Raw genomic sequence first — 21,360 nt, forward strand, 5'->3', positions numbered from 1 at the left:
TCATGGATCGCCGCAGTTTTCTCCGTCGCAGCGCCGCTCAAGCAGGCGCCCTGATCACCGCTTCCACCGCCCTGTCCAGCCTCGTCGGCTGCGGCGGCGGTGGCGATGCCGGTGCGCCTATCCAGCCACTGCCCGAGACCTTCCCAGGCAGCAGCACGCCGCTGCCGACGACAGCCGCCGCGAGCGGCACGTTCAAGTTCCCGCAATCGATCGCCTCGGGCGACCCCAAGCCCGACGGCGCCGTGCTGTGGGCCCGCGTGGTGCCGAGCACGGCCGATGACGTGACCAGCGCCGCCGGCGCCGGCAGCTATACCGTGACGCTGAAGATCAGCAGCGCCGCGGGCAATGCGGCGCTGCTGGGCACGACGTCCGCGCTGACGGGCACGGTCGACGCCAGCGCCGACGTGCCGGTCTACGAGTTCTACGACCACACGCTGCGCCACCGCATCAGCGGCTTGCAGCCCGCCACCGTCTACTACTACCAGTTCACCGCTGGCAGCAGCGTGTCGCGTGTCGGCCGCTTCAAGACGGCGCCTGCCAACGATGCCGACATCAACGCGCTGAACTTCGCTTTCATCTCCTGCCAGGACTGGAGCGTGAATCACTGGGCCGGCATGGACACGCTGGCCACGGAAAACATCGACTTCGTCGTCCACCTGGGCGACTACATCTACGAGGCTGTCGGCGCCGACTACCAGGCCGGCGGCGTCGAGAGCGCACACACCGCGCTGGCGCTGCCCAACGGCACAGCCCTGCCCACCGGAGGAAAGTACGCGACGACGCTGGGGGACTACCGCTACCTGTACAAGCGCTATCGCACCGACCGCCGCCTGCAGAACCTGCACGAGCACTTCGCCTTCGTCGCTGTCTGGGACGACCACGAGTTCAGCGACGACTGCTGGCAGGACCGAGAGACCTACGACAACGGCACGTTCAACGCGGCCACACAGGTCGGTGACAACACGGCCCAGACCTCGCGCCGCGTGGCGGCCAACCAAGCCTGGTTCGAGAACATGCCGGCCGACATCAGCTTCACGCTGGACCCAGGCCAAGGCATCACCGGCATCCGCATCTACCGCGACCTGAAGTTCGGCAAGCTGATGCACCTGGTCATGACCGACCAGCGCCTGTACCGCGCCGACCACCTGATCCCCGAAGCCGCGCCCAGCCCGCTGACGGGCCAGGCCGTCGGCAGCATCGGTGCGCGCTACATGGTGCCGCAGGCCACGCTGGCGGGCGTCGAGGCCGCCAAGCTGGTCGCCGGCGCGTCGCTGCCCGACCCGCTGGCCCTGGTCAGCGTCCTGGGCGGTGCGCAACGCCAATGGTGGGTGCAGACGATGACGGCATCCACCGCGCTGTGGAAGATCTGGGGCAACGAGGTCTCGCTGCTGCGCATGGGCATGGACGGCAACAAGATCCCCGGCGCGCCCGCGGCCTTCAAGGCGAAGTTCGTGCTGAATGCCGACCAGTGGGACGGTTTCAACGCCGAGCGCAAATACCTGCTGGGCCAGCTGCTGGCCAAGGGCGTCAAGAACGTCGTGGCCGTCACCGGCGACATCCACGCTTTCTACGCCGGCGTGGTGATGGCCGACTACGACGCCGCCACGCCCGTGCCGGCGATGGTCGACCTCGTCACGGCCGGCGTGTCCAGCAACTCCAACTTCAGCTACTTCTACGGTGCGGCCACCCAGCCCTCGTTCGCGGCGCTGAAGCCGCTGGTGGCGACCAGCGAGTTCGAGGCCGAGGCCATCGCCATCCAGATGCTGAGCGCGGCCATCGCGATCGGCGCCGGGGTGACGGACCTGAGCAACACGGCCGCCATCCAGGCCGCCGTGCAGGGCGCCATCCAGGCGGGCCTAGTGCCGGCTGCGGCCTTCGCACCGACGGCCTCGCTGTCCCGGGCGATCGTCAACACCTTCGACGAAACCCAGGCCGGCACGATGGGCACCCTGGTCTCGGGCCTGATCACGAGCATGGCCGTCGCTGGCAAATCGGTGGCAGCGATGACGCTCTACGGCCTGATCCAGCAAAAGCTGGCGGCGGCCCTGGGCATCCCGGCCAACTTCGTACCGGCATCCGAGATCGTCAAGCGCCTGAACCCGTTTGCCGACCCGACGACGGCCGTTGCACCGCCGGTCAACAACCCCTGGATCAAGCATGTCGACAGCGACGCCCAAGGCTATGCCGTCGTGTCGCTCAGCAAGACCGAGCTGATCTGCACCTTCAAGAAGATGGCGCGCCAGGTGGGCGGCACGGCGCCGGCTTCGCCGGTGGCTGCCGTAAGGACGGTTCGCGTCGCCACTGGCGTGACGGATGTGAGCGTGGTCGCCGGACTCTGACGCGGCCGCCTGCACGAACAACGCCCGGCATTGCCGGGCGTTTTCTTTGGCCCCGCCACGCAGATCGGCGCCTGTGACGCGTGCTTAGACTCCCGCATGCCTCTCTACCGCGTTCTGGTCATCGGCGGCTACGGCTTCTTCGGGCGCCGTCTCGTTGAACGGCTGGCCCGCAGCCCGGACCTGCACCTTATCGTGGCGGGTCGGTCCGCCGCACAGGGCCTGGCCCTGGTGGATGCGCTGCGCGGGGCGGCGCGCGCGCAACTCGGCTGCGCCACGCTCGATGCGGACGCACCGGCCTTCGCCGACGATCTCAAGGCGCTGGCGCCCGACGTCACCGTGCACACCTCGGGCCCGTTCCAGGGCCAGCGGTATCACGTCGCCCAAGCCTGCATGGCCGCTGGCGCGCACTACATCGATCTGGCTGACGGCCGGGATTTCGTGGTCGGCATCAGCAGCCTGAACCAGGCCGCGCTGGACCGTGGCCTGAGCGTCATCAGCGGCGCGAGTTCCGTACCTGCCCTGTCCGATGCAGCAGCTCGCCATCTGGCGCAGGGACTCACCCGCGTCGACCACATCGACATCGGCATCAGCCCGGGCAACCGTACCGAACGAGGCCTGGCCACGGTGCGCGCCATCCTGAGCTACTGCGGCAAGGCCCTGCCGGCCGTGGAGCACCGTCCCCGCTTTGGCTGGATTGGCAGCCGGCGTCACCTTTATCCCGCGCCGGTCGGGGAGCGGCTGCTATCGCCCTGTGACGTGCCTGACCTCGCGCTGCTGCCCGGGCGCCATGCTGGCCGCCCAACGATCAGCTTTGGCGCCGGCCTCGAATTGCCGTTCCTGCACCGAGGCATGAACGCGCTGGCGCTGCTGGCCCGGATCGGCATCGTCAAGGACTGGTCGGCTCATGCGGTGGCCCTGAAGTGGCTCGGCGACCGGTTCAGGGGCCTGGGAACGAACGCGGGCGCCATGCACGTCTGCGTCAGTGGGGAAACTGCTGAAGGCATCAGGCGCAGCCGCACCTGGCATCTGGTTGCTACTCACGGCGATGGCCCCTTCGTCCCCACGCTGGCCGCTGCGGCGCTGATCCGCAAACTGCAGCACGGCGACGCATCGCTCGCAGGCGCCCAGCCCTGCGTGGGCCTGCTGTCGCTGCAGGACTTCGCACGAGAATCAGAGGGCCTGCACATCGACATGCACGAATCACCCGCCACCGACGCCCTGAGCCTCTACGAACGCGTGCTGGGCGCCAGCTATTCACAACTGCCAACGGCGGTGCAGCGCTTTCATCGGCTCGCGGGGCACACCGTCCTGACCGGCTGGGTGCAGACGCAGGCGCCGAGTTCGCTGCCGGCCCGGCTGCTGGCCTTCTGTCTTGGCACGCCACGCCGTGCCGGCAGCGGCCCGCTCAGCTTCGAACTCGATGCCAGCGCGGAGGCGGAATGTTGGACGCGCCACTTCCCGACGCGGACCATGACATCGCGCATGCGGCTGGTGGCCGGCAAGATCCAGGAGAAGCTCGGGGCTGCCCGGCTGACCTTTGGCTTGAGCGTTGACGATGGCCGGCTGAGGATGGAGCTTGAGGGCCTGCGCTTCATGGGGCTACCCTGCCCACGATGGCTGATGCCGCAGGTGGTGGCCGAGGAAACCGGCAAGGACGACCAGCTGCACTTCCGCGTTGCCGCCGGCGTGCCGCTGCTGGGCACCGTCGCGGCCTATGACGGCCATCTCGACCTCGGCCCGGTGCAAGCCAGTTCATGATCATCGTGTTCGACGCCCAATGCCTGCTCTGCAGCGGCTGGGTGCAGTTCATCCTGCGACATGACAGCAAGGCCTGCTTGCGCTTTGCGTCCATCCAGGGCGCCGCGGGGCGGCGTTTGCTGGCCGCAGAGGGGTTGGCGCCCGAAGGCTTGCAGACGCTGCTGCTCGTCGATGGCCCTCACGCCTGGCAGCAAACGGCAGCCATATTTCGCGTGCTGCATGCGTTGGGCTGGCCCTGGCGCCTGGCCTGGATCGCATGGCTGATCCCGTCCATCGTCAGAGATCCGTTGTACCGTCTGGTCGCCAGGAACCGCTACCGGCTGTTCGGGCGCTCGGCCGTCTGCATCCGCCCGCAGCCTGAGCATGCGGCCAGATTCCTCGACTGATAAAGCAAACGCCCGGCAGCGCCGGGCGTTCACGTCAGGCGGCGGTGCCGCTCATTCGCCCAGGTAGGCGGCGCGCACCTTGGGGTCGTTCAGCAAGGCCTTGCCCTCGCCTTCCATCGTCACCTCGCCGGACTCCATCACATAGCCGCGGTTGGCCAGTTGCAGCGCACGGCTGGCGTTCTGCTCGACGAGCAGCACCGTCACGCCCTGCTGGTGGATGTCGTTCACGACCTCAAAGATCTTGTCCACCATGATGGGCGACAGGCCCATCGACGGCTCGTCCAGCAACAGCACCTTGGGGCGGGCCATCAGCGCGCGGCCCATGGCCAGCATCTGCTGCTCGCCACCGGACATCGTGCCTGCCAGCTGCTTGGCGCGCTCCTTCAGGCGCGGAAACAGGCCGAAGACCTTGTCCATGTCAGCCTGAATCTCGCCGTCCTTGCGGTTGTAGGCGCCCATCTGCAGGTTCTCGGTGATGGTCATGCGCGTGAAGGTGCCGCGGCCCTCCGGCACCATGACCAGGCCCTGCTTGGCCAGGTCCCAGGCGCCCTGGCCCTTGATGGGCTTGCCGAGGTATTCCACGCTGCCGGCGGCCACGGGCTGCAGGCCGGTGATGGCCTTCAGCGTCGTCGTCTTGCCGGCGCCATTGGCGCCGATCAGCGACACCAGTTCGCCCTCGCGCACCTCGAAGCTGACGCCCTTGACGGCCTGGATGCCGCCGTAGGCGACCTTCAAGCCAGAAACCTTGAGCAGGGTTGCTGCCATACCTATCACTCCAAATCGTGCGTTGACCAAGCGGCACCCGTGGAACTGGCTTTGCCAGGCCACTGGGTGCGCCCCCTTGAGGGGGAGCGCGAAGCGCTACGGGGGTGGGTCATCCTTAGTGGTTCTTGTGGCCGGCGCCGAGGTAGGCCTCGATCACCTTTTCGTTGCGCTGCACGTCGTAGGGCGTGCCTTCGGCGATCTGCTTGCCGTAGTCCAGCACCGTGACGCGGTCGCACAGGCCCATGACCAGCTTCACGTCGTGCTCGATGAGCAGGATGGTGCGGCCGTCGTTGCGGATGCGGTCGATCAGCTCGCGCAGCACGACCTTCTCGGTCGCGTTCATGCCGGCGGCGGGCTCGTCCAGCGCGATCAGCTGCGGGTCGGTGGCCAGGGCCCGGGCGATCTCCAGGCGGCGCTGGTCGCCGTAGCTCAGCGTGCGGGCCTTGTAGTCCGCGTACTTGCCGATGCCGACGTAGTCCAGCAGCTCCTGGGAACGCGCCTTGATCGCGGCTTCCTCGGCCTTGAACTTCGGTGTGCGGAACACCGCACCGATCAGCCCAGACTTGGTACGGATGTGGCGGCCAACCATGACGTTCTCGATGGCCGTCATGTCAGCGAAGAGGCGGATGTTCTGGAAGGTGCGCGCGATGCCCGCCTTGGCGACCTGGTGCACAGCCTGCGGCGTGTAGGGCGTACCGCCCAGCGAGAAGCTGCCGCCGTCCGGCACATACAGGCCCGTGATGACGTTGAAGAAGGTCGTCTTGCCGGCGCCGTTGGGGCCGATCAGGCCGTAGACCTGGCCGCGCTGGATCTGGATGCCGACGTCGGACAGGGCCTGCACGCCGCCGAAGCGCTTGGACGCGCCGCTGACGTTGAGAACGATGTTGTCGTGTTTGCTCATGTTGGTGTCCTGCCTCACTTGGCCACGGGCGGAGCGACCTTGCCGTGCTCGGGCGCCGGCCACAGGCCGCGCGGGCGGGCCAGCATGATGCCGATCATGGCCAGGGCCACCAGCAGCTGGCGCAGGATGGAGGCATCGAGGCGACCGTCAGTCATCTGCTGCAGCGGGCCGGCGACATAGCGCAGCACCTCGGGCAGGGCCGACAGCATCAGCGCGCCAAGGATGACGCCCGGGATGTGGCCGATGCCACCCAGCACGACCATGGCAACGATCATGACCGACTCCTGCAGGCTGAAGGACTCGGGCGACACGAAGCCCTGGAAGCTCGCAAACATCGCGCCCGACACGCCGCCGAAAGTGGCGCCCATGCCGAAGGCCAGCAGCTTCAAGTTGCGGGTGTTGATGCCCATGGCCTTGGCGGCGATCTCATCCTCGCGGATGGCCATCCAGGCGCGGCCGATGCGCGAGTTTTCCAGGCGATAGCAGACCACCACGCCCGCCACCACGAGGGCCAGGAAGAGGTAGTAGTACAGCGTCACCGACGGCAACGTGAAACCGAACACCTCCCAGGACTTGCCCAGGTCCACGCCAAAGACGTGGAAGGAGTCGATCTGGCCGATGCCGCGCGGGCCGTTGGTGATGTTGGCCGGGTACTCGAGGTTGTTCAGGAAGACGCGGATGATTTCGCCGAAGCCGAGCGTGACGATGGCGAGGTAGTCGCCGCGCAATTTGAGCGTCGGCGCCCCCAGCATTACGCCGAAGAAGGCCGCCAGCGCCGCTCCGGCCGGGATGACCAGCCAGATCGGCGAGTGCAACCCCGTCGGGAACGCGGCCTGGATGGCCTCGAAGTTCTCGCTCAGGTGCGGGCTGGCCATCAGCGCGAACATGTAGGCGCCGACCGCATAGAAGGCCACGTAGCCCAGGTCCAGCAGGCCGGCGTAGCCGACGACGATGTTCAGGCCCAGGGCCAGCAGCACGTAGAGCAGCGCCAGGTCGATGATGCGCACAGGACCGTTGCCGAGCTGCTGTGCGAACAGAGGCACAACGAGCAGGCCGATGGCCGCTGCGAGGAAGGTGAAGATTTTCTTGGTGTCCATGTCTTGGCTCCCTTCAAGCGCGATCGGCCACACGCTCGCCGAGCAGGCCCGATGGGCGCAGCGTCAGCACGAGGATGAGGGCGATGAAGGCAAAGATGTCGGCATAGTGGCTGCCCAGCACGCCACCGGTCAGGTCGCCCAGATAGCCCGCGCCGATGGCCTCGATGAGGCCGAGCAGCACGCCGCCCACCACGGCGCCGGCGAGGTTGCCGATGCCGCCCAGCACCGCGGCCGTGAAGGCTTTCAGGCCCGGCATGAAGCCCATGGTGTGCTGCACCGTGCCGTAGTTGGCCGCCCACATCAGGCCGGCCACGGCCGCCAGCGCGGCGCCGATGACGAAGGTGGTGGAGATGATGAAGTCGGGCTTCACGCCCATCAGCCCGGCCACGCGCGGGTTCTCCGCCGTGGCCCGCATCGCGCGGCCGAGCCTGGTGAAGTTCACGAGATACATGAGCCCGGCCAGGATGACGACGGTGAGGCCGAGGATGAGGCACTGCGTGACCGTGATGACCGGGCCGCCCAGGTCAAACGGGATGTTCGGCAGCAGGAGGGGGAAGGGCTTGGGGTTCGGCTTCCAGATGATCATGGCCAGCACCTGCAGCAGCAGAGACATGCCCATGGCCGTGATCAGCGGCGCCAGGCGTGGCGCGTTGCGCAGCGGCCGGTAGGCGATCTTCTCGACCGCGAAGTTCAGGGTCGCGCAGACGACGATGGCGGCAGCCAGGCCGATCAGCATCAGCAGCCAGCCGGGGATGCCGGAATCCGCCAACAGCGTGACCAGCGTCCAGCTGACCATGGCCCCCACCATCAGGATCTCGCCGTGGGCGAAATTGATGAGGTTGATGATGCCGTAGACCATCGTGTAGCCCAGGGCGACGAGGGCATACATGCTCCCCAGCACCAGGCCGTTGATGATCTGTTGAATCAGAGTCTCCATGAGGGCTCCAGGAAAAATTGTTGGGCGCAGCATGCGCCACGCGACCTGCGTTAAATCGCAACCCTCGTGCCAATCACGACGTTTCAAGGGTATTCACCGACGGTATGAAACCACCGACCGATTGATCCATGCCATGCGGCTTGAGCTGGTCAGATTTCACGAGTGTCGGCCAGCAAAAACTGGGCGGAAATCCGCACAAACCGCAGCGGCCGCGAGCGGTTCTCCGCCAGCGTCGAAAAAACTGGCGCAGGCCCTGTCGTGCGCCCCATCGCGTGGGCAAACTACACGGCCCCGCCATGGTTGTGACTGCCTCTCTTCGCCCGCGCGCGCTGCGCCTCCTCCGCCTGCTGAGCCGGCCGGGCTTCCATCTCTTCCTGACAGGCCTGCTGATGGTGCTCGGCTTCGTGCTGGCGCACCGCATCAGTGAACGCAGCGGCCGCGAGCAGTTGTCGGCACTCAGCACGGAGAGGCTGGAGCTCTACGCCTCCAACCTGGCCGCCGAGCTGGGCCGGCACGCTTCGCTGCCCAGCTTGCTGGCCATAGCGCCGACGCTGCAGGCGCTGATGCAAACGCCTGAGGATGCCGGCGCGCGGCGTGCTGCCAGCCAGATGCTGGCCCGAGTCAATGTGCGTGCCGGCACTCACCAGATCTTCATTGCAGATGCCGGGGGCCAGGTCTTGTCGGCCAGCGAGACGCTGCAGCCGCCGCCCCGCCTTGTCGAGGCGCTGGCCCAGGGCCGCGCCCACTTCTTCGCCGCCGATGCCAACACGGGCAGCACCGACTTCTATCTGTTGCATCCGCTGCGCCAAGCCAGCCAGCACAGTGGCGTCATCGTCGTGCGCTTCAATCTCGCGCCGCTGGAAGCGACCTGGATCGACCTCGGCCTGCGCTCGCAGAACGAACGCATCCTCATTGCCGACGACCAGGACGTCGTCATCATGAGTTCGGTGCAGGCATGGAAATACGCCGTGCTGGGTCATGCCGACCCGTCGCGCCGCCAGGCCCTGCAGGCCAGCGCGCGCTACCCACAGGCCATCGGCCCCAACCTGGACCTGCCGGCCTCGCTGGAGGTGCACCAGGGTCAGCAGGTCAGCCTGCCATTGCCCGGTGCCAAGCCCATGTTGGCCCAGCAGCGCCAGATCGTGCCGCTGGGCCTGCGCCTGGTGGCCCTGTCGGACCTGACCGAGGTGCGCCAGCGCGCCCAGCTCGCCGCCTGGGGCGGTGCGGCCTTTGGCGCCAGCATCGGCCTGCTCGTGCTCTACCTGTCGTCGCGCCGGCGCGCGCTGCGCCAGCTCACACGCGCGCAGACCGAGCTGCAGCAGGCCCACGCCCTGCTCGAACAACTGGTGGACAGCCGCACCGCCGAACTGCGTCAGACCAACGACGCGCTGAAGACCCAGATCGCCCAGCGCCTGCAGACCGAGGGCGAGCTGCTGCAGGCCAGCAAGCTCGCCGTGCTGGGCCAGATGTCGGCCGGTCTGTCGCACGAGGTCAACCAACCCTTGACGGCCTTGCGAGCTCTCGCGCGTAACTCGATCCGCCTGCTTGAGGCCGGCCGCCAGGACGCGGTGGCCACCAACCTGCAACTGATGGACGATATGGTCGAGCGCATGAGCCAGATCACGCGTCAGCTCAAGAGCTTTGCGCGCAAGGCCGACGAGCAGGTCACGGGCGCTGTGTCGCTGCTGGACTGCGTGCGCAACGCCCTGCTGCTGCTGGAGCACCGCAGCCGCGCGCTGGACGTCCAAGCCGAGATCGACGTGCCCGTCGGCCTGCGCGTGCGGGCCGAGGCCAACCGGCTGGAGCAGGTGCTCATCAACCTGTTCGGCAACGCCATCGACGCGATGCAGAACGAGGCCGAGCGCCGGCTGGGCGTGCAGGTCATTGCGCAAGATAGCGGGCGCCGCGCCCTCATCCGTGTGCAGGACAGTGGCGCCGGCGTCGGCGAGGCCGACCTGCAGCGCCTGTTCGAGCCCTTCTTCACCACCAAGCCCGCCGGAGAAGGCCTGGGGCTGGGCCTGGTGATTTCGGCCAAGATCGTGCATGAGTTCGGCGGTGCACTGCGAGCCGAACGCCTGGAGCACGGCATGAGTTTCGAGTTCGACCTCGCCGTCGAGACATGGACGGCAGCACCGGAGACCAATGATGTTTGAGGGCTACAAGGTCGTGTTCGTCGAGGACGACCTGCCGGTGCGGGTCAGCCTCACGCAGACACTGGAGCTGGAAGGCTTCACCGTCGTCCCCTGCCGCAGCGCTGAAGAGGCCCTGCCCCATATCCAGCCCGGCGCGCCCATCATCGTCATCACGGACGTGCGTCTGCCCGGCATGGACGGCCGCGCCCTGCTGGCGCATGTGCAGGCCACGGACCCGAGCATCCCCACCATCCTGATCACGGCCCACGGCGATGTGACCATGGCCGTGCAGTCCATGCGTGCCGGCGCCTACGACTTCATCGAGAAACCCTTTGCGCCCGAGCGCCTGCTGGACGTCGCGCGCCGGGCGCTGGACCTGCGCACGCTGCGCCACTCGGCCGACGAACTGCGCACTCAGCTGCAGCGCGCCAGCGGCATCGAAGCGGCGCTGCTGGGCCAATCGCCGGCCATGCAGCAGCTGCGCCGGCAGGTGCTCAACCTGGCTGGCACCTCGGCCGACGTCCTTATCGTCGGCGAGACCGGCACCGGCAAGGAGCTCGTGGCGCGCTGCCTGCACGACCAGAGTGCGCGACGGGATCGCCACTTCGTCGCCATCAACTGCGGCGGCCTGCCCGAGGCGCTGTTCGAAAGCGAGCTGTTCGGCCACGAGCCCGGCTCGTTCACGAGTGCGGCCAAGCGCCGCATCGGCAAGATCGAACATGCCAATGGCGGCAGCCTGCTGCTCGACGAGATCGAGACCATGCCCATCGCGCTGCAGATCAAGCTGCTGCGCGTGCTGCAGGAGCGTCGCATCGAGCGGCTGGGCTCCAACGAGGAGCTGCCGATCAACGTGCGCTTCATCGCCGCGAGCAAGTCCGATCTCAAGGAGCAGTCCGCTTCAGGGCAGTTCCGCAGCGACCTCTACTACCGCCTCAACATCGCGACGCTACAGCTGCCGCCGCTGCGTGAGCGCCGTGAAGACATTCCGCTGCTGTTCGAGCACTTCGTCGCCCAGGCTTGTGCCCGCTACGAGCGTGCGGCGCCCGAGATGACGCCCGAAAAACTGCGTGAGCTGATGGCCCATGACTGGCCCGGCAATGTGCGCGAGATCCGCAACGCCGCCGATCGCTTCGTGCTGGCCCTGGACGATCTCGACCCGCAAGCGGCGCTGCAAGCTGTGCCGGCGCTCAATCTCGCGCGGCAGATGGACCTCGTCGAGAAGACGCTGATCGAACAGGCCCTGCGGCGCTGCCACGGCAAGGTGCCCGCCGCGATGGAGCTGCTGGGCACGCCGCGCAAGACGCTGTATGACAAGCTGAACCGGCACGGCATCGTGCTGGACGATTTCCGCTAGCGGTACTTCTCCGGGTCCGGCGAATCCGTCGGGTTCGCGATGACGCGGCGAAAGGCCGCACTCATCGGCAGCTTCAGGTTCAGCCCCTGCGACGGCAGCGGTGACTCGAACCAGCGGCGGTAGATGGCGTGGATTTCCCCGCTGCGGTAGAGGCTGTGCAGCACCTCGTCCACCAGCGCCTTGAACTGCGGATCGTTTTTGCGCAGCCCGATGGCGTACGGCTCGACGGTCAGCGCCTGATCGGAAATGCGGTAGTCGTCCGCACCCGGGCCCTGCTGGGCCAGCAGCGCGCGCAGCAGCACGTCATCCATCAGGAAGGCCGAGGCGCGGCCGCTGCGCAGCAGCTGAAAGCCCTCGGGATCGTCCAGGCCGCCGAGGATGCGGATACCCAGGCCCTGCTGCTCGTTGACCTTGGCCAGATGCTGGATGCTGGTCGTACCGATGGTGGACGCGACCGGCAACCCGCGCAGGTCTGACAGACCCTGCACCCGCTCCGCGGCACGCGTCATCAGCCGGGTCTCGGCAATGAAAATGGTTAGCGAGAAGGCCTGTTGGCGCGCCCGCTCAGCGGTGTGCGTCGTGATGCCGCATTCCAGGTCCAGCGTGCCGTTGATGACCAGCGGCATGCGCGTGGCAGACGCGACCTCGACGCGACGCACTTCGAGGTCGGCCAATTGCAGCTTGGTCCGAACGGCAGCGACGATGCGATCGCAGAGTTCGACCGTGTACCCAGTGGGGCGCAGTTGGGCGTCGAGGTAGGAAAAAGGCAGCGAGGCCGGCCGGTAGCCAATGACGATGACGCCGGTGTCGCGCACCCGCGTGAGGGTCGGGCCATCGGCCGCGTGTGCCGCAAAGGCGCACAGCGCGAGCAGCGCCGCGCTAAGTCGCTTCATCATCCAGGCGACGCAGTTCAGCCAGCTTATCGGCAATGCGCAGTTCCATGCCGCGCGGCACCGGCTCGTACCAGCGTTGGCCTTCTAGCCCGTCGGGCAGGTATTGCTCACCAGCCGCGTAGCCGCCCGGCTCGTCGTGCGCATAGCGGTAGGCCTTGCCGTAACCCAGCTCTTTCATGAGCTTGGTGGGCGCGTTGCGCAGATGCACAGGGACCGGCCGCGTCTGATCCTGCTTGATGAAAGCCTTCACGGCATTGAAGGCCTTGTAGACCGCATTCGATTTGGGCGCGATGGCGAGGTAGACCACAGCCTCGGCCAGTGCCAGCTCGCCCTCGGGCGTGCCCAGGCGCTCGTAGGTGTCGGCGGCGTCCAGCGTGATGCGCAGTGCGCGCGGGTCGGCCAGGCCGATGTCTTCGCTGGCCATGCGGATGAGCCGGCGAGCGATGTAGCGGGCATCGACGCCGCCATCGACCATGCGCACGAACCAGTACAGCGACGCATCGGGATTACTGCCGCGCACCGACTTGTGCAGGGCGCTGATGACGTCGTAGAACTGGTCGCCACCCTTGTCATAGCGGCGCAGCTGTTCGCCGAGGGTCCGCTCCAGCAGGCCTTCGTCGATGCGGGCGCCATTGGCGAGCGCTGCGGCCGATTCAAGCGCATTCAGCAGCCGGCGCGCATCGCCGTCGGCGTAGCCGATGAGTCGGTCGGCGGCCTCCTTCGTCGGTGCCTCGACACCGAGCTCCTTGGCGCCGCGTTCGATCAGCTCCTGCAGCTCGCTCGCATCGAGGCTCTTCAGCACCTGCACCTGGGCGCGGGACAGCAACGCCGAGTTGACCTCGAAGCTCGGGTTCTCGGTCGTGGCGCCGATGAAGGTGAACAAGCCCGACTCGACATGCGGCAGGAAGGCGTCCTGCTGGGCCTTGTTGAAGCGGTGCACTTCGTCGACGAAAACCACCGTGCGCCGGCCCTGCTGGGCCGCGATCTGGGCGCGGTCGACCGCCTCGCGGATGTCCTTCACGCCGCCCAACACCGCCGAGATGGCGATGAACTGCGCATCGAAGGCGCCGGCCACCAGACGCGCCAGCGTCGTCTTGCCGACGCCGGGCGGGCCCCACAGGATCATGCTCTGCAGCCGCCCCGCCTCGAAGGCCGCGCGCAGCGGCATGCCGGGGCCCAGCAGGTGGCGCTGGCCGATGACCTCGTCCAGCGTCTTCGGGCGCAGGCGTTCGGCCAGCGGAGGTGCGGGCGGGTCGGCGTCGAAAAGCGAACCGGTGCTCACTGTTCGATCAGGTCGGCCCCGGCGGGCAGCTTGAACTGGAAACGATCCGCCGCGACCGGCACATTGGCCTGCACGGCGCTGAAGTCCAGCCGCGAGCGTTGGCCGAAGCCGTCGACGATCTCCATCGCCGCGAGTTCCTTGCCCTTGAAGCCGAGCTTGAGGGACTGGATGGTCGACTCGGCTTGTTTGGGCAAGGCCTGCACCCAGTCCAGTCCGCCATCGCTGGGCTGCGCCTTCAGCGTGAAGTCGCGCTCCAGATTGCTGCCGGCAAGCAGGGCTGCCGGCGTGGCGCCCAGCGCGTCGGCCAGCTTGCGCGAGCTGGCCTGGTTGAGGTCGGCGTCATAGATCCAGACCTTCTGGCCGTCGGCCACGATGACCTGCTCGAAGGGCTTGGCATAGGCGAAACGGAAGCGATTGGGCCGCTGAAACTCGAAGCTGCCCGACGAGACCTTCTTGCGCTTGCCGTCGGGCGACGTGACGGTCTGCGTGAAGTTGGCCTTGCCGCTCTTCACCTCGCGGCCGAAGTCGCGCAGCGCGTCGACCGCGTCGGCATGAGCAGCGCCCGCAACCAGCAACGTCAGGGAGAGCAGAAGTTTTTTCATTCGTCTCGTTTCGGGATGATCAGTTCACGGCTGCCGTTGGCGGCCAGGGCACCGACGAGCCCCGAGTTCTCCATCTGCTCCAGCAGCCGCGCGGCACGGTTGTAGCCTATGCGCAGATGGCGTTGCACCAGCGAAATGGACGCCTTGCGATGCTGTAGGACGATGGCCACGGCTTGGTCGTACATGGGGTCTTGCTCACCGCTGGCCTCGCCCGGCGCGGGCGCCTCGCCGTCGATGCCGTCGAGCACGCCGCCTTCGAGGATGCCTTCGATGTAGTTCGGTTCACCCTGGGACTTGATGTACTCCACAACGCGGTGGACCTCGTCGTCGCTGACAAAGGCGCCGTGCACGCGGATGGGCAGGCCGGTGCCCGAGGGCATGTAGAGCATGTCGCCCATGCCCAGCAGCGCCTCGGCGCCCATCTGGTCGAGGATGGTGCGGCTGTCGATCTTGGAGCTGACCTGGAAGGACAGACGCGTCGGGATGTTGGCCTTGATGAGGCCGGTGATGACGTCCACCGACGGGCGCTGCGTGGCCAGGATCAGGTGGATGCCGGCGGCGCGGGCCTTCTGTGCCAGCCGAGCGATCAGTTCCTCGATCTTCTTGCCGACCACCATCATCAGGTCGGCCAGCTCGTCGATGACGACGACGATGAAGGGCAGGCGTTCCAGCGGCTCCGGCTCCTCGTTGTTCAGCGCGAACGGATTCGGGATGCTGATGCCGTTGGCCTTGGCCTCGTCGATCTTCTTGTTGTAGCCGGCCAGGTTGCGCACGCCCATCTTGGACATGAGCTTGTAGCGCCTCTCCATCTCGCCGACACACCAGTTCAGCGCATTGCCGGCCTGCTTCATGTCGGTCACGACGGGCGCCAGCAGGTGCGGGATGCCCTCGTAGACGCTCATTTCCAGCATCTTGGGGTCGATGAGGATGAGGCGCACGTCGCGGGCCTCGGCCTTGTAGAGCAGGCTGAGGATCATCGCGTTGATGCCCACCGACTTGCCCGAACCGGTGGTGCCGGCCACCAGACAGTGCGGCATCTTGGCAAGGTCGGCAACCACCGGCAGGCCAATGATGTCCTTGCCCAGGCCCATGGTCAGCTGGGAGGCGGCATCAGCGTAGACCTGCGAGCCGAGGATCTCGGACAGGCGGATGGTCTGGCGACGCGCGTTGGGCAGCTCCAGGGCCATGTAGTTCTTGCCCGGGATGGTCTCCACAACGCGGATGGACACGAGGCTGAGCGAGCGCGCCAGGTCCTTGGCCAGGCCGACGATCTGCGAGCCCTTCACGCCCGTGGCCGGCTCGATCTCGTAGCGCGTGATGACCGGGCCGGGCGACGCGGCGACGACGTGCACCTCGACACCGAAGTCGCGCAGCTTCTTCTCGATGAGGCGGCTGGTCATTTCCAGCGATTCGGGCGTCACCGTCTCCTGGCGGCCGGGTGCGGCGTCCAGCAGGTCGACCTGGGGCAGCTTGGCGTCGCCGGCATCGACGAACAGCGTCTGCTGGCGCTCCTTGGCGACGCGGGTGGATTGCGGCACCTCGACGACCGGCGCCTCGATGACCAGCGGCGCGTGGTCAGCCTCGACCTGGCGCTCGATCTGGCGCTCGACCTCGACCTCCTGCTCGCGCTCCTTCACCGCCTGCTCGCCCGCCTTCTGGTCGGCCTTGATCTCGCGCTTCTCGATGTGCTGCTCACGCAGCTGCTCGAGGCGCTCACCGATGCGCTCGGCCAGTTGGCCCCAGGAGAAGCGCAGCGCCCAGGACATGCCGGTCAGCAGCAGCACGATCCAGACGACGCCCGAGCCGGCAAAGCCCAGGCCCTTCATGCCCAGCGGGCCGAGCGCATAGCCAACCAGGCCCCCGGCATGGCCGGGCAGGCGTGGCTCAAGGGCGTAAAGGCGGCTCCACTCCAGCGCGCAACTCGCGCCGATGAGCAGCACGATGCCAGCCCAGAAGCGCGCGCGCTGGCTCCAGCGCAGCGCGGGGTCCGCGTCATGGCGCAACAGCCCGGCCAGGCTGCGCAGCCAGCCGCGCAGGGCCAGCAGCGGCAACCACCAGGCCGAGAAGCCAAACAGGAAGAGCAGGCCGTCCGACACCCAGGCACCAAAGCCGCCGACGCGGTTGCCGACGAGGTCGCGCTGGCCGCTGGTGCTGAAGGCGGCGTCGCGCAGGTCGTGCGTGGCCATGGCCAGCACGAGCAGCGCCAGCAGCAGCGCGGTCAGTGCCAGCCACAAAGGCGTGCGCAGCAGCCGTGAGGCGGCCGACGGCGGGGGCGCTTCGCGCTTGGGCGCCTGGCGGCGGGTGGGTTTGGCGGGAGGGGCGGCTTCGCTGGCAGCTTGGTCGCCACCCAGCAGGGAACCGAGGGGAAAACTCATCCCCGCATTGTCGCCGTCAATCGTGGGTCAGCCGTTCCTTGATGACCACCGAACCGTTCTCAAGCGTTTCGATGACGCCGCGCTCCTCCAGGTCCTTCATGACCCGGCTGACCATCTCGCGCGATGCACCCACGACCTTGGCCATGTCCTGGCGCGAAACCTTGCCGCGGATCAGCTTGATGCCCTTCTCGTCCTCGGACATGTCGAGCAGCGTGCGCGCCACGCGGCCGTAGACGTCCAGCAGCGCCAGCGACTCGATCTGGCGGTCGGCGTTGCGCAGGCGCGCCACCAGGCCGCGCAGGATGCCGTAGGACAGGCTGCTGCTCTCGGGCAGGCAGCGCGCGAACTCGAGGCGACCGAGCACCAGCATGTCTGTCTGAACCTCGGCGCGCACCGTGGCCGAGTGGGGCTCGTTGTCGATGAGACTCATCTCGCCGACATAGTCGCCCGACTGCAGCACGGCGAGGATGACCTCGCGGCCACGGTGGTCGGCCGTCAGCACGCGCGCCCGGCCGTTGAGCAGGATGAAGAGGGCGTTGGACTTGGTGCCCTGCTCGACGATCAGTTCACCGCGCTTGAAGCGGCGCTTCACGACGCTGTCGGCGATGGACTGGGCCTGATCGGTGGTCAGCATCGAGAACAGCGGAACACGGCGGATCAGGTCGAGGTTGGAAATCATCGCCATATGCAGTCTCCAGGTTTGGGCCCCAGGCAAGCGGCAAGAAATGCGCCTGCCTAAAATGGCGTGCATTGTGCACACGCGGCAGGCTTCCCCGCATCGGGTAAGGCCGGGGTTTTCACCCCTAAGACTACCTTGCGAGCCGCTATCCCGCCCTCATATTTCCTGCCATGACCGCTACGACCCAACACCACGGCCTGCTCATCCTCGGTTCCGGCCCCGCCGGCTACACCGCCGCCATCTACGCTGCACGCGCTAATCTCAAGCCTACGCTGATCACCGGCATGGCCCAAGGGGGTCAGCTCATGACCACGACCGAGGTCGACAACTGGCCCGCCGACGTCATGGGTGTGCAGGGCCCCGAGCTGATGCAGCGCTTCCAGGAACACGCCGAGCGCTTCCAGACCCAGATCGTCTTCGACCACATCAACGCGGTCGACTTCTCCAAGCGCCCCTTCACGCTGACCGGCGACAGCGGCACCTACACCTGCGACGCCCTCATCATCGCGACCGGTGCCTCGGCCAAATACCTCGGCCTGGACTCAGAACAGGCCTTCATGGGCCGCGGGGTCAGTGGTTGCGCGACCTGCGACGGCTTCTTCTACCGCGGCCAGGAAGTCTGCGTCGTCGGCGGCGGCAACACGGCCGTCGAGGAGGCCCTCTACCTGTCCAACATCGCCAGCACCGTCCACCTGATCCACCGCCGCGACAAGTTCCGCGCCGAGCCCATCCTCATCGACAAGCTCAAGGAGAAGGCCGACGCCGGCAAGATCGTGCTGCATTTCTTCCAGCAGCTCGACGAGGTGCTGGGCGACGCCTCGGGCGTGACCGGCGTGCGCATCCGCAGCACGCTGGACGACAGCAAATCGGAGATCAAGCTGCACGGATGCTTCATCGCCATTGGCCACCAGCCCAACACCGACATCTTCAAGGGCCAGTTGGAAATGAAGGATGGGTACATCATCACCAAGAGCGGCCTGAACGGCTTTGCGACGATGACCAGCGTTCCCGGCGTCTTCGCGGCGGGCGACGTACAGGACCACATCTACCGCCAGGCCATCACCAGCGCCGGCACCGGCTGCATGGCCGCATTGGACGCCCAGCGCTTCCTGGACCAGGAAAACGGTTGACCCCTCGTCCGGTCTCCCGAGGGGACGGCGATGCTCTCGGCATTGAGCCGCGAGCACATCGCCCAAGCGGGCCAGCTCGGAAGCGGCCCAGCGCTCGGCCCGAAAGAGTCGCACGACCTTTCTGGTTCACGGGTTTTCCGCTACACTCGCGGGCTTGCCTGCTGGATGGACCGCATCCAAAGCGTTGATTCGAAAGAATTTTTGCTGAGGATTAGCAGGCATATGCGGTCAAAGGGCTGCTCGAAGAGTTCGGGCGGCTGGTCAGAGAAGTCAAACCGGAGAAGCGTCATGGCACGCGTCTGTCAAGTCACGGGCAAGAAGCCCATGGTCGGGAACAATGTCTCCCACGCCAACAACAAAACCAAGCGTCGGTTCCTGCCGAACCTGCAATACCGCCGTTTCTGGGTGGAATCGGAAAATCGCTGGATTCGCCTGCGCATCACGAATGCCGCTCTGCGTTTGATCGACAAGGTCGGCATCGACCAAGTCGTCGCCGATCTGCGCGCCAAGGGCGCGCTCTGATCGTCGCTCACTGACCACTGAAGGAATACGACCATGGCATCCAAAGGCGGCCGCGAGAAGATCAAGCTGGAGTCCACTGCGGGCACCGGCCACTTCTACACCACGAACAAGAACAAGAAGACCACGCCCGAAAAGCTCGAATTCATGAAATTCGACCCGAAGGCGCGCAAGCATGTCCTGTACAAGGAAATCAAGCTGAAGTGATGAATGGCGGCGCAGCCGCCATCGCATGCAGGCAAAACAAAACCCGCCAAGCGGCAACGCTGGCGGGTTTTTGCGTTCTAACCGAGGCAGCAGCCTCAGCGTGCCGCGGTCACTGTGGTGCCAAACTCCTGCTTGAACCAGCGATCAAGCATGCGCTTCTCGTAGCGCAGCGTGTCACTGCTTGAATGGCCATTGAAGCCATCCTGGTAGTTCATATCACGCAGCTTGACCTCGCCCTGGCGCACAACCTTGTCGCCCTCTCGGACTTCGTAGTTGAAGGCAATGGACGGCAGGGTGACGGTGCGCATGACGCGCAACCATTGCATGCGGCGGCCGAACGGCTCGACCTCGCCGGCCAGATCCACGTCGGTCACGTTGATCCGCACATCCCGGTCCGGCAGGCGCTTGCCAACCTGCTCAACAAGGTAGGCCTCGATGTCCTTGAGCACCTCGGGTTGGCGAAAGCCGTTGTTGTCCTTGATGTCCGAGAACTTGTCGGAGCCAACGAAATTCACCTGCACATCGGCGCGCGCAGAAGCGGCCAGGGTGAACATGGCAAGGGCAATCCAGCGGTATTTCATGGCAAGCCTCCTAAGCAAATCAGTGACTGCATACGGCAAGTCTAGGCCAGTCCAAGAAAAAGGGCGCCCGAAGGGGCGCCCTTTACTTCAGGAAACCAAAGCTCAGGCGTGAGCAGCGCGCAGGCGCATCGAGAAAGCCTGCAGTTCAGCAATACCGCTTTCCTCGGCGCGGCGGCACCAAGCCTGCAAGTCGGCAACCAGTTGCTCGGCCGACACATTCGTGCGCGTCCACATCTGGCGCAACTCCTCGCGCATGGTCACCAACTTGTCGATGACCGGGCTGGCAGCGCGGGCATTCGCGAGATCGCCGTGCACGGCGACCGGGATGCGCTCCTCGTCGCGATGCAGCCAGCGTTGGGCCTGCTTGAACTCCGCAAACCGCGCGCTGTGCTTGCCACCCTCGGCCTTGATCCTGGCCAACTCAGCGGCGCAGGCCGCCTTCAGGTCACGGGCATAGCTGGCCATGACTTCGTAACGATTGGCGATCAGCGCCTCGAGTGTGCGCGCGTCAGCCGGCTTGATTTCGCCCAGGCTGAGCTTGGGTGCCGTCTTGCGGACCTTGGCCATACCCAGCATTTCCAGGCCACGGATATACATCCAGCCAATGTCGAACTCGTAGGGCTTGACCGAGAACTTGGCCGACGTCGGGTAGGTGTGGTGATTGTTGTGCAGTTCTTCACCGCCCACGATCAGCGTCCAGGGCGTCAGATTGGTCGACGCGTCGGGTGCTTCGAAATTGCGATAACCCCAGTAGTGGCCGATGCCATTGATGACACCGGCAGCCCAAATGGGGATCCAGGCCATCTGGATCGCCCAGATGGTGGCGCCGATGGCACCGAACAAGGCCACATTGATGATCAGCAACAGCGCGACGCCCTGCCAGCTGTACTTGGTATACAGATTGCGCTCGATCCAATCGTCGGGCGTGCCGCGGCTGTACTTGGCAATCGTCTCGGCGTTCTTGGCCTCGGTGCGGTACAGCTCAGCACCTTCGGCCAGCACCTTCTTCAGACCGCGGGTCTGCGGGCTGTGCGGGTCTTCCTCAGTTTCGCACTTGGCGTGGTGCTTGCGGTGGATCGCAACCCATTCGCGGGTGACCATGCCGGTCGTCAGCCAAAGCCAGAAGCGGAAGAAGTGCGACGGGATGGGACCGAGATCCAGCGAACGGTGAGCCTGGGCACGATGCAGGAAGATCGTGACCGAAGCGATCGTGATGTGGGTCACAACCAGCGTAAAGATCACCAATTGCCAGGCACTGAAACCCAACAGGCCATCGGCCAGCCAGTTCATCAGCGCGTTCAGGATGTCGTTCATGCGTCCAAGACCTCGGCCACAGCGGCCATGCAAAGGAATGTCAATTGTAGAGTAGCGCCCCAAAAATCAAGGGGTTTGCTGCACCGTATTCAGGCGGTGCCGTGCGAAT

19 protein-coding genes and 1 pseudogene are annotated in these 21,360 nt (G+C 66.3%); 9 read left to right on the forward strand and 11 right to left on the reverse strand.

Annotated features, from left to right (window positions below):
- The first annotated feature begins 2 nt into the window (after nt 1-2).
- The 4 genes and pseudogenes from ASC95_RS22025 (at nt 3) to ASC95_RS22035 (ending at nt 4,483) form a co-directional block, all read left to right on the forward strand.
- The gene (locus ASC95_RS22025) at nt 3-2,339 is read left to right on the forward strand and encodes an alkaline phosphatase (protein WP_057299834.1); all 2,337 of its coding nucleotides are present in this window, start codon (nt 3-5) and stop codon (nt 2,337-2,339) included.
- A 96-nt stretch (nt 2,340-2,435) separates the two neighbouring features.
- Nucleotides 2,436-3,548: pseudogene (locus ASC95_RS22030) on the forward strand (saccharopine dehydrogenase NADP-binding domain-containing protein); the annotation flags it as partial.
- The gene (locus ASC95_RS32065) at nt 3,531-4,097 is read left to right on the forward strand and encodes a DUF4166 domain-containing protein (protein WP_235538051.1); all 567 of its coding nucleotides are present in this window, start codon (nt 3,531-3,533) and stop codon (nt 4,095-4,097) included. The pseudogene ASC95_RS22030 and the gene ASC95_RS32065, both read left to right, overlap by 18 nt.
- The gene (locus ASC95_RS22035; protein ID WP_057299835.1) at nt 4,094-4,483 is read left to right on the forward strand and encodes a thiol-disulfide oxidoreductase DCC family protein; all 390 of its coding nucleotides are present in this window, start codon (nt 4,094-4,096) and stop codon (nt 4,481-4,483) included. The genes ASC95_RS32065 and ASC95_RS22035 overlap by 4 nt, the downstream gene beginning before the upstream one ends.
- 51 nt (nt 4,484-4,534) lie before the next feature.
- Here ASC95_RS22035 and ASC95_RS22040 read toward each other — a convergent pair whose 3' ends face one another.
- The 4 genes from ASC95_RS22040 to ASC95_RS22055 all read right to left on the reverse strand — a co-directional run bounded on the left by ASC95_RS22040 (nt 4,535) and on the right by ASC95_RS22055 (nt 8,183).
- Nucleotides 4,535-5,248: an ABC transporter ATP-binding protein gene (locus ASC95_RS22040; protein WP_057299836.1), complete on the reverse strand. Its 714-nt coding sequence runs from the start codon at nt 5,246-5,248 to the stop codon at nt 4,535-4,537.
- A 115-nt stretch (nt 5,249-5,363) separates the two neighbouring features.
- Nucleotides 5,364-6,149 carry an ABC transporter ATP-binding protein gene (locus tag ASC95_RS22045; protein WP_057299837.1) on the reverse strand — a complete coding sequence of 262 codons (786 nt, stop codon included), beginning with the start codon at nt 6,147-6,149 and terminating at the stop codon, nt 5,364-5,366.
- Nucleotides 6,150-6,163: 14 nt separating this feature from the next.
- The gene (locus tag ASC95_RS22050) at nt 6,164-7,246 is read right to left on the reverse strand and encodes a branched-chain amino acid ABC transporter permease (RefSeq protein ID WP_057299838.1); all 1,083 of its coding nucleotides are present in this window, start codon (nt 7,244-7,246) and stop codon (nt 6,164-6,166) included.
- 13 nt (nt 7,247-7,259) lie between these two features.
- Nucleotides 7,260-8,183: a branched-chain amino acid ABC transporter permease gene (locus ASC95_RS22055; protein WP_057299839.1), complete on the reverse strand. Its 924-nt coding sequence runs from the start codon at nt 8,181-8,183 to the stop codon at nt 7,260-7,262.
- Nucleotides 8,184-8,485: 302 nt separating this feature from the next.
- Between ASC95_RS22055 and ASC95_RS22060 the strand changes: the two genes are divergently transcribed.
- Nucleotides 8,486-10,336: an ATP-binding protein gene (locus ASC95_RS22060; RefSeq protein WP_235538013.1), complete on the forward strand. Its 1,851-nt coding sequence runs from the start codon at nt 8,486-8,488 to the stop codon at nt 10,334-10,336.
- Entirely contained in the window at nt 10,329-11,669 is a 1,341-nt protein-coding gene (locus tag ASC95_RS22065) for a sigma-54 dependent transcriptional regulator (RefSeq protein ID WP_057299841.1), read from the forward strand. The genes ASC95_RS22060 and ASC95_RS22065 overlap by 8 nt, the downstream gene beginning before the upstream one ends.
- Here ASC95_RS22065 and ASC95_RS22070 read toward each other — a convergent pair.
- Genes ASC95_RS22070 through ASC95_RS22090 form a run of 5 tightly spaced genes read right to left on the reverse strand, consistent with a single transcriptional unit; the run spans nt 11,666 to nt 17,506 of the window.
- Nucleotides 11,666-12,565, reverse strand: a complete 900-nt coding sequence (locus ASC95_RS22070) for an amino acid ABC transporter substrate-binding protein (protein WP_157256452.1) — start codon at nt 12,563-12,565, stop codon at nt 11,666-11,668. The two genes, ASC95_RS22065 and ASC95_RS22070, sit on opposite strands and share 4 nt — an antisense overlap.
- On the reverse strand, nt 12,549-13,844 hold the full coding sequence (locus ASC95_RS22075; protein ID WP_057299843.1) for a replication-associated recombination protein A: 1,296 nt from the start codon (nt 13,842-13,844) through the stop codon (nt 12,549-12,551). The genes ASC95_RS22070 and ASC95_RS22075 overlap by 17 nt, the downstream gene beginning before the upstream one ends.
- Nucleotides 13,841-14,446 (reverse strand): outer membrane lipoprotein chaperone LolA, encoded by a 606-nt coding sequence (lolA, locus tag ASC95_RS22080; protein WP_057299844.1) that lies wholly within the window; start codon nt 14,444-14,446, stop codon nt 13,841-13,843. The genes ASC95_RS22075 and lolA overlap by 4 nt, the downstream gene beginning before the upstream one ends.
- Complete coding sequence (locus ASC95_RS22085) at nt 14,443-16,821, reverse strand: DNA translocase FtsK (protein WP_057299845.1); 2,379 nt, start codon at nt 16,819-16,821, stop codon at nt 14,443-14,445. The genes lolA and ASC95_RS22085 overlap by 4 nt, the downstream gene beginning before the upstream one ends.
- Before the next feature lie 16 nt (nt 16,822-16,837).
- On the reverse strand, nt 16,838-17,506 hold the full coding sequence (locus ASC95_RS22090; RefSeq protein WP_056196243.1) for a Crp/Fnr family transcriptional regulator: 669 nt from the start codon (nt 17,504-17,506) through the stop codon (nt 16,838-16,840).
- A gap of 164 nt (nt 17,507-17,670) precedes the next feature.
- On the opposite strand from ASC95_RS22090, the gene trxB reads away from it, so the two are divergent.
- The 3 genes from trxB to rpmG all read left to right on the forward strand — a co-directional run bounded on the left by trxB (nt 17,671) and on the right by rpmG (nt 19,356).
- Nucleotides 17,671-18,630, forward strand: coding sequence for a thioredoxin-disulfide reductase (gene trxB, locus ASC95_RS22095; RefSeq protein ID WP_057299846.1), 960 nt, complete (start codon nt 17,671-17,673; stop codon nt 18,628-18,630).
- A 288-nt stretch (nt 18,631-18,918) separates the two neighbouring features.
- Nucleotides 18,919-19,152: a 50S ribosomal protein L28 gene (gene rpmB / locus ASC95_RS22100; RefSeq protein ID WP_056196235.1), complete on the forward strand. Its 234-nt coding sequence runs from the start codon at nt 18,919-18,921 to the stop codon at nt 19,150-19,152.
- A gap of 33 nt (nt 19,153-19,185) precedes the next feature.
- Nucleotides 19,186-19,356, forward strand: coding sequence for a 50S ribosomal protein L33 (gene rpmG, locus ASC95_RS22105; protein ID WP_025564431.1), 171 nt, complete (start codon nt 19,186-19,188; stop codon nt 19,354-19,356).
- 95 nt (nt 19,357-19,451) lie between these two features.
- Here the strand turns inward: rpmG and ASC95_RS22110 are convergent, their stop codons facing one another.
- Both ASC95_RS22110 and ASC95_RS22115 read right to left on the reverse strand, forming a co-directional pair.
- The gene (locus ASC95_RS22110; protein WP_057299847.1) at nt 19,452-19,937 is read right to left on the reverse strand and encodes a DUF3016 domain-containing protein; all 486 of its coding nucleotides are present in this window, start codon (nt 19,935-19,937) and stop codon (nt 19,452-19,454) included.
- Nucleotides 19,938-20,039: 102 nt separating this feature from the next.
- On the reverse strand, nt 20,040-21,251 hold the full coding sequence (locus tag ASC95_RS22115) for an acyl-CoA desaturase (RefSeq protein ID WP_057299848.1): 1,212 nt from the start codon (nt 21,249-21,251) through the stop codon (nt 20,040-20,042).
- Between the last annotated feature and the right edge of the window lie 109 nt (nt 21,252-21,360).

This window comes from Pelomonas sp. Root1217 (genome assembly GCF_001425705.1).
Lineage (GTDB): Bacteria > Pseudomonadota > Gammaproteobacteria > Burkholderiales > Burkholderiaceae_C > Pelomonas.